Source organism: Dietzia sp. SLG310A2-38A2 (assembly GCF_014145095.1).
In the GTDB taxonomy this organism is placed as follows: domain Bacteria; phylum Actinomycetota; class Actinomycetes; order Mycobacteriales; family Mycobacteriaceae; genus Dietzia.
Map to the genome: position 1 here is coordinate 1 of NZ_JAALDX010000074.1, position 4,382 is coordinate 4,382.

Consider the following 4,382-nt stretch of genomic DNA (forward strand, 5'->3'; position numbering starts at 1 on the left):
GGCAGTGGGCCGGACCCCGTGGTCCTGGACGTGATCCCCGGCCCGCGCGACGACCTGTTCCCTCCCGGGGCCTGGCGCGTCCTTGCGGAGACCGGGCACGTCAGTGGTCATGCGGACCGGGTGGGGGTGCGCATCGATCCGGCCGAGCCCGTCCCGCGGTCGAGCACCCGCGAGATCCCCAGCGAGGGCATGGTGCGCGGCGCGGTGCAGGTCCCGGCCGACGGTTCGCCGGTCGTGTTCGGGCCGGACCACCCCGTCACGGGCGGGTACCCGGTGATCGGGGTGCTGACCGCGCGGTCGTCGGACGCACTGTCCCAACTCCTGCCGGGAGCGCCGGTGAGCTTCCGGAAGGTGTCCGAGTGACCGACTAGGGTGTGCGAGGCGGAACCAAGTACCCTGGACCGTTGGTGTGCGCGGAATCACTGCCTGCGGGCGGGTTTTCGTCCCTCACCGAAAGACGACTCTCTTCGAGGTGAAAGCAAACCATGCCAGCGATCGTCCTGATCGGCGCCCAGTGGGGCGACGAGGGCAAGGGTAAGGCCACCGACATCCTGGGTGGCCGCGTCGAGTACGTGGTCAAGCCCAACGGCGGCAACAACGCCGGGCACACCGTGGTGGTGGGCGGCGAGAAGTACGAGCTCAAGCTCCTGCCCGCCGGCATCCTCTCACCCACGGCCGTGCCCGTGATCGGCAACGGCGTGGTGGTCAGTCTGGAGGCGCTGTTCGCCGAGATCGACGGCCTCGAGGCCCGCGGAGCCGACACCTCGCGGCTGCGGATCTCCGCCGACGCCCACCTGGTGGCCCCGTACCACCAGGAGTTGGACAAGGTCACCGAGCGGTTCCTGGGCAAGAAGGCCATCGGTACCACCGGCCGCGGCATCGGGCCCACCTACGCCGACAAGGTCTCGCGGGTGGGGATCCGCGTGCAGGACGTCTTCGACGAGTCCATCCTGCGCCAGAAGATCGAGGGCGCCCTGCACCTCAAGAACCAGATCTTCGTCAAGATCTACAACCGCCGCGCGGTCGAGGTCGAGGAGATGGTCGAGTACTTCCTCGGGCACGCCGAGAGGCTCCGGCCCATGGTCAGCGACACCACCCTCATGCTCAACCAGGCGCTGGAGCGCGGCGAATCCGTGCTGATGGAGGGCGGCCAGGCCACCATGCTGGACGTCGACCACGGCACCTACCCGTTCGTCACCTCGTCCAATCCCACCGCCGGCGGCGCCTGCGTGGGGTCGGGCGTCGGGCCCACCAAGATCACCCACTCGCTGGGCATCGTCAAGGCGTACACCACGCGGGTGGGCGCCGGGCCGTTCCCCACCGAGCTCTTTGACAAGTGGGGCGAGTACCTGCAGGTCACCGGCGGCGAGGTGGGCGTCAACACCGGCCGCACCCGGCGCTGCGGCTGGTACGACGCCGTGATCGCGCGCTACGCCGCCCGGGTCAACGGCTTCACCGACTACTTCCTCACGAAGCTCGATGTGCTCACCGGCATCGGCGAGATCCCGATCTGTGTGGCTTACGACGTCGACGGCGTCCGGCACGACGAGATGCCCATGACGCAGACCGACTTCCACCACGCCACGCCGGTCTACGAGACCATGCCCGGCTGGGAGGACAACATTCGCGGGGCGAGGGCCTTCGGGGACCTGCCGCCCGAAGCCCGCGACTACGTGCTGCGGCTCGAGGAGCTGGCCGGCTGCCACATGTCGTACATCGGGGTGGGGCCGGGCCGCGACGAGAACGTGGTGCGGCGCGACATCCTGGGCTGAGGGGCTGGCGCGGAGGGGCTTGAGCTGAGTGGCTGGCGCTGAGGGGCCGAGGGGCTGGCGCCCGCGGCTCTGACACCGACTGGCTCGCCCGGAGTGACGGTTGGCGGGGTTGCCCGCTCCCATCCCCCCACGGCGTCGCGGATGCGTGGTTGTATTCACTTCAGTCCGGGCCTCACGGCCAGCGGGCGAGGCGGGCCGCTCGGAGCGGTCGTCCCACGGGATTCACCCTCGCCGGTCTATCGCGGGCGGAAGGACACCCTCGTGCGCGTGAACCGAGTCGTATCCGTTGCGGCCACAGTCGCCCTGGGGGCCGCCGCCATGGGTGGTGGTGCCGGGATCGCCCGGGGACAGTCATTCGACACGGCTTCTGCCTCCGTGAGTTCGGTGGCCCCGCGGGCCCTCACATTGGCCCTCGACTCGGCTGACGCGGACGGTGCCGCCGGCACGCTGGGCAACAACACCGACGTGGACGTCGAGTGTGAAGTGCTCGTGGGGCCGGCCGCACTGATTCGCAGCCTCGAGGAGAATCTCGCCGCCGGGGGCGGACTGAACGGGCCTGAGGGCTATCAGGATGCGCTCGCCGCCGCGACTACTGCCGGGACCGTCGGCGTCGACCTGCTTGAACTCTCGGGTGGCCAATCCAGCGCGTGGCAGGTCGAGCTGTCCGCCGCCGCGGACTTCGCCGCAGGGGCCATGGCGTTGTGTGGCCACGAGTACCTGTATGTGTACGAGTTCGCGTACGAGTCCGGTGGGCGAGGGTCACTGGACCTCGGGTCGCTCCCGCTGGGGTCCGCGGAGCTCGGCTCGAGCGGATCATAGGAAACGGGATAGCTCGTCCGGAGCGCGGTCAGCCCGTCTCGTCAGCTGTTCCCGTCAGGTCGATCCCGTCACCCCATCAGGCCCGGCAGCTGCGGTAGCGGAAACGCTCCGCCCGCCACGCCCGCGCCGACAGCCAGCGCGATGGAGACTCCGACGCCCGCGAGAATGATGAGGCCGGCCCCGACGATCGGGTTGTCGAGCGAGCCACTGTCCGCGGACCCGGAGGCCTGCGCAACGTAAGTCACGTGGCCGTGCTGCGCGGGTGCGGCATGAGCGGGCGCCACGGCAACGGACGTGGCGGCTGTCAGAGCGAGAGCGGCGGCAGCAGTAGCTGTGCGGGTCATGATCATGTCCCCACTATCGCTTCCAAGGCGTCTCGCATTACCCGCGGTTTCGTCGTTCGCAGCAGTGCCTTGGGCGCTCACCCTGGGCGCTCGCCCTGGGCACTCGCCCCCGCGATTCGGCTCAGGGCACGCGATCCTGGGCACTCGCCCCCGCGATTCGGCGCGTTCTGGGAGGCATCGGCCAGGTGGGTCCGTTCCAGAACTCGCCGAGGATGCTCGAATCGAGACGAGCTTTCGCCGATCGCTCCTGGTCGCTCGTGGTCGCTCGTGATGCATCGCGATGGCCGCTGATCGCGAGCCTCGATTCGCGGACCGCGACCAGGCTGTGGATGGTCGTCCGCCTCGTCCACAGTCGGCTAATCACGACTCGATAACCGAGTTCCCGCGTAGCACCATGCGACCATGCCACCGACCCACTCAGACCCTGCGGGACCGCCGAGGCGTGAGGCGGCCTTCGTCAGAGCCGTCTACGGTGGCGAACCGTTCCTGGTCAACAGCGCGCTGGCCGCGGGGATCCTCACCAGACAGGATTTGCGTACTCGCTTCCGTCGACTGCACCCGAGGGTCTATGTGCGAGCGTCAGCGGAACTCGACGTAGCGCAGACGATCCGCGCGGCCTGGTTGGGGGGTGGCCCGCGCTCGGTGATCTGCGGGGGTGCCGCCGGGTACCTGGCCGGGGAAAGGTACTTCGGGGAGGAACTCGTCCGCGACGAGGTCCAACTCTGGAGGCCGATGTGGCGCAGCCCCCCGCCCGGCATCGTCGTCCGCAAATGGACCACCGCTCCCGAGCATGTCCTGTGGCAGGGGATGGCCGTGACGACGCCCGCCAGGACGGCAATCGACCTCGCCCGGCACCTGACGTCCGATGTCCGGGCGGTCGCAGCTCTGGATTCCCTGTGTCGCACGGGTGGCACCGATCCGGATGCAATCGCGGCTGCGGCGTTCGCCATGGCAGGTCAGACCGGGGTCCGTCGCGTGCTGGGGTTGCTGCCCTCTGTGGATCCGCTGGCCGAGTCCCCCAAGGAATCCGAACTGCGGATGATCATGGGCGCGACCGATCTGCCTGCGTTCGAGTCGCAGGTGGAGGTCCGGGACGAGTCCGGCGCGGTGGTGTCGCGACTCGACCTGGGTAATCGTCGGTGGAAGGTCGGATTGCAGTACGACGGCAATGAGCACCTGACCCGGGCCCGTCGAGACGGCGATTCCGTGGCGATGCTGCGGCTGGCGGCCCTCGGTTGGGAGGTGAGGCGGGTGACGCAAGGCCTGCTGCACACTCCGCAGACGCTCACCCGCTTCGTCCGCGGGGCCTTCGAGAGGCAGGGCTGGGAGCATTCCGTGCACCCCGGTCGCAATCACTGAATCCTGGTCACGTTCTGGGACGGTCCCACTCGGCCGATGCATCCAGGATCGCGCCGGATCGGGGATGGCCGGCGGCGTGCGCGGCTGG

General features: G+C 69.3%; 4 protein-coding genes and 1 pseudogene. 4 read left to right on the forward strand and 1 reads right to left on the reverse strand.

From position 1 onward, the window contains the following. The 3 genes and pseudogenes from G6027_RS03130 to G6027_RS03140 form a co-directional block, all read left to right on the forward strand. Positions 1 to 363: pseudogene (locus G6027_RS03130) on the forward strand (biotin-dependent carboxyltransferase family protein); the annotation flags it as partial. A gap of 122 nt (positions 364 to 485) precedes the next feature. Further along, complete coding sequence (locus G6027_RS03135) at positions 486 to 1,772, forward strand: adenylosuccinate synthase (protein WP_182635327.1); 1,287 nt, start codon at positions 486 to 488, stop codon at positions 1,770 to 1,772. A gap of 267 nt (positions 1,773 to 2,039) precedes the next feature. Then, entirely contained in the window at positions 2,040 to 2,591 is a 552-nt protein-coding gene (locus G6027_RS03140; RefSeq protein WP_182635328.1) for a hypothetical protein, read from the forward strand. Positions 2,592 to 2,659: 68 nt separating this feature from the next. Here G6027_RS03140 and G6027_RS03145 read toward each other — a convergent pair whose 3' ends face one another. After that, a complete protein-coding gene (locus tag G6027_RS03145) occupies positions 2,660 to 2,935 on the reverse strand; it encodes a hypothetical protein (protein ID WP_241726763.1) in 276 nt (91 codons plus the stop codon). Between the two features lie 402 nt (positions 2,936 to 3,337). On the opposite strand from G6027_RS03145, the gene G6027_RS03150 reads away from it, so the two are divergent. Next, positions 3,338 to 4,294 carry a hypothetical protein gene (locus G6027_RS03150; protein ID WP_182635330.1) on the forward strand — a complete coding sequence of 319 codons (957 nt, stop codon included), beginning with the start codon at positions 3,338 to 3,340 and terminating at the stop codon, positions 4,292 to 4,294. Positions 4,295 to 4,382 lie beyond the last annotated feature (88 nt).